Annotated in this window: 3 protein-coding genes; all 3 read left to right on the forward strand. The window is 47.2% G+C overall.

Annotation, left to right across the window (positions count from 1 at the left end; genetic code table 11):
- Positions 1-109 (forward strand): sodium ion-translocating decarboxylase subunit beta (locus M3200_RS07400; protein ID WP_288178220.1); only part of this gene is annotated, 109 nt, incomplete at its 5' end.
- Between the two features lie 1,495 nt (positions 110-1,604).
- Positions 1,605-3,092, forward strand: coding sequence for an SLC13 family permease (locus M3200_RS07405; RefSeq protein WP_022382898.1), 1,488 nt, complete (start codon positions 1,605-1,607; stop codon positions 3,090-3,092).
- Between the two features lie 128 nt (positions 3,093-3,220).
- Positions 3,221-3,349 (forward strand): OadG family protein, encoded by a 129-nt coding sequence (locus M3200_RS07410; protein ID WP_022382899.1) that lies wholly within the window; start codon positions 3,221-3,223, stop codon positions 3,347-3,349.
- The last annotated feature ends 142 nt before the right edge of the window (positions 3,350-3,491 follow it).

Genomic DNA, 3,491 nt, shown 5'->3' on the forward strand with positions numbered 1-3,491 from the left:
AGACAACCCGTCCAACTACCTGCTGATGCAGGCAATGGGCCCGAACGTAGCAGGCGTTATCGGTACTGCAGTAGCTGCAGGCACCATGCTGGCTCAGTTCGGAGGCTGATCGTAAGATCATCCCGAGCAATAAAAACGCATCTCTTCGGAGGTGCGTTTTTTGTTTGCCAAAGTGGAGAAGGCTTAGACTTATAGGACATTTCGTGTTGGTTTTAGGGCCGATGGAGCCAGTGTTTATCAGGCTTTATCGGCAATTTAAGATTTCACAGGAAATCGCAGGGGGTATCGCGTAAATAGACTTACCTGTAAAGGCAGGGGGCAGGAATCCAATATACCGTTCGCCCTTATCAAGGAAAATAAGGGCAAGGCAAGCTTGAAATGAGTCCTTTTGCTTCAAGCCGCAGGACTGTCTCTGCCGGAGAAAGTGATTCTGCTGCCAGTGGATTTTTTGATAGAAGGAATGATGACTCATATACTTTTGCAAGAATCGATGGAAGTTCATCCGGTAAAGGCAGTATGATCTCTCGGATTGCAACCCCGCCTTCCCACGCGGTCAGCGCTGTGGATGGGAAGGCAGATGCAGGCTGGCCTTGGTTTTAATTGTTGCTCCTCTCTGAAAATCTTCAGTTTTGCTGCCTGGGTGCATGGAAATTTTTTGGCTCTTCACGGAAATTTGAGGGATGAATAATTTTTAGGTAAAGAATGGAATCGGATAAGGGTATTTTTGTCTGCGCTGATGAATGGCTGACCGGCAGGAGAGGAAAAGAAAAGTGGAAAAAGGATCCGGAAGAGGAAAGGGGAAAGGCGTGAAAGGGAATGAAAAGGATCCGATTTTGGAAAAATGCTGCGAGTGGTCATGGTTTTGCATTAAGGAAGTCCGGTATTATCGGACAAAGTGCACTGCTGATGGCAGATATAACCAGTCTAATGGGAATGGATATAATGAACCTTTATAGCATACTATATAAAAAATCTGATACGTAATTCTTAGGAAGACCTTAAAACTGACTGAAAAAATCTCGAAATAATACATAGCATACATATCTAACACATGGATTTGATTCCCAAATGCAATAAATTCAAAAAACAAATAGATAACGATGCTATCTATTTGCAAGTACATTTTTTAAGAAAAGTTTATGTTTGCATTTGCAGACGAAAAGGGCCCGTTTTTGGAGCTCTTTTTTTTGCGTTTTTAATGCACTTGCAACCGAATATCATTTAAAATTTCAGAAATCGAAGAGGGAAATTATGTTCCGGGTAGCCGAAAGGCGTTTGAAAATTCAAACCTTGGCCGTTACAATAGGCAACAGGTGCTCACGAAATGCAAGTATCTTGCAATATCCGACAGCAGGTGTCAGATTTCATGGACTTGTATTTGTGCGATAGTGATCCCCTCCCCGGGGGATATCCGAAAGGAGGATAGCAGGTTGACCAAAGGGGAGATGTTCCGGATGGATTTCGGGGCTCATTCAGTGTCAAGCATTTATCTTTCAATCACAATTTCATATGAGTCTTTTAATCTTTCCGGAATGAAACCGGACGACATGACTTCCACCTGAGCCGCGTCTTCCGGGGAAAACATTTTAGGAAGGTGAACATTTATGGATCCAGCTATTATCACACTGTGCGTGCTGGCAGTCGCTGCTTTCCTGTTTGTTACCGAACTGATTCCGCTGGCTGTTACCGCAATGGCAGCCTGCACCATGCTCGGTATTCTGGGAGTTCTCCCGGCAAAACAGGTCTATGCAGGTCTTTCCAACTCCACAGTCGTACTTTTCGGCGGCATGTTCGTTATCGGCGCTGCTATGTTCAAGACTGGCCTTGCTGAAGCAATCGGCATCGCAGTCGTTAAGAAGGCAGGCACAGGAGAAATCCGTCTGATGGGCGCTATCATGCTCGTTACGATCATCCTGTCTTCCGTTTCCTCCAACACCGGTACTGTTGCGTGCCTGATGCCAGTTATCGTCGGCATCTGCCAGGCAGCTAAAATCCCGGCTTCCAAGGAATTGATGCCTCTGGCAATTGCTGCTAACGTCGGCGGCACCATCACCATGATTGGTACTCCGCCAAACGTCATCGTTACCGGCGCACTGTCCGCAGCAGGACTTCCGACCTTCGGATTCTTCGAATTCGCATACATCGGCATTCCGCTGTCCGCTATCATTTTCTTCTGGACACTCTTCGTAGGCCGTCACTTCCTGCCAGACAAATCTGCAGGTGCTATGGACGAAGAAGCAGTCAAGGCTGCTAAAGAAGAAGCAGGCGCAGGCGATGACAATGCTCCAAAGAGCAAAACAAAAATGTGGATTTCCGGTCTCATCCTGATTGGCGTCGTACTCGCTATGGCTCTCGAAATCCCGACACTTCCGCTGCAGACTGCTGCCGTTACCGGCGCAATCCTCTGCGTCATCACTGGATGCCTCAAGGAAAAAGAAGCTTACGCTGGTATTGACTGGGTAACAATCTTCCTGTTCGCTGGTATGCTTTCCGTTGCAACCGCTATGGAAAAGACCGGCGCAGGCAAGCTGATCGCTGACACCGTTGTCAACATGATGGGTGACAATCCGAACCCGTACGTCCTGACCGCTGTACTGTTCCTGATCTCCAAAGGCTGCCTGAAAGAAAAAGAAGCATATGCAGGCATCGACTGGGTAACAATCTTCCTGTTCGCAGGTATGCTTTCCGTTGCAACAGCAATGGATAAGACCGGCGCAGGCAAACTGATCGCTGATACTGTCGTAGGTATGATGGGATCCAACCCGAACCCGTACGTCCTGACCGCTGTACTGTTCCTGATTTCCAATATCCTGACACAGTTCATGTCCAACACTGCATCTGCAGCACTCCTGGCACCGATCGGTATTTCCATTGCACAGTCCATCGGCGTCGATCCGAAACCGGTTTTGATGGCACTCGGCATTGCGGCATCCTGCGCATTCGCCACACCAATGGCTACTCCGCCAAACACCCTGGTACTTGGACCTGGCAACTTTACATTTAACGATTATGTAAAAGTCGGCGTTCCGATGTGCTTGCTTTCCTGGGTAGCTTGCGTAGTCATCATCCCGATCTTCTGGCCATTCCATTAATCGGCTGGAACGATTAAACGATTAAGCAACATATCAATGATGAGGATCTCTTCCGGCCTGGCCGGAAGAGGCTCCTTATTTTTACTCTCGAACGAGAGTTTCTCGCAGATAGAAAGGTGGATTAATACATGGCAACTCCAAGCCCACTTTCCATTTGTATCACCAACATGGTTATTGTATTCGCAGTTCTGATTTTCCTGGCTTTCGTCATTCAGCTGATTCACGTCATCGACCCAACCAAGAACAAGAAGAAATAATTCAATAACTATATTAATAGGAGGATACAAATATGGATGGCTTTATGAGAGCACTCGTTTCCGTATGGACAGACTCCGGCTTTGCCGCTCTGACCTGGGAAAACGTGGTTATGATTCTGGTAGGACTTGTCCTGCTGTACCT

This window comes from Dialister sp. CAG:357 (genome assembly GCF_000435155.1).
Classification (GTDB): Bacteria; Bacillota; Negativicutes; order Veillonellales; family Dialisteraceae; genus Dialister; species Dialister hominis.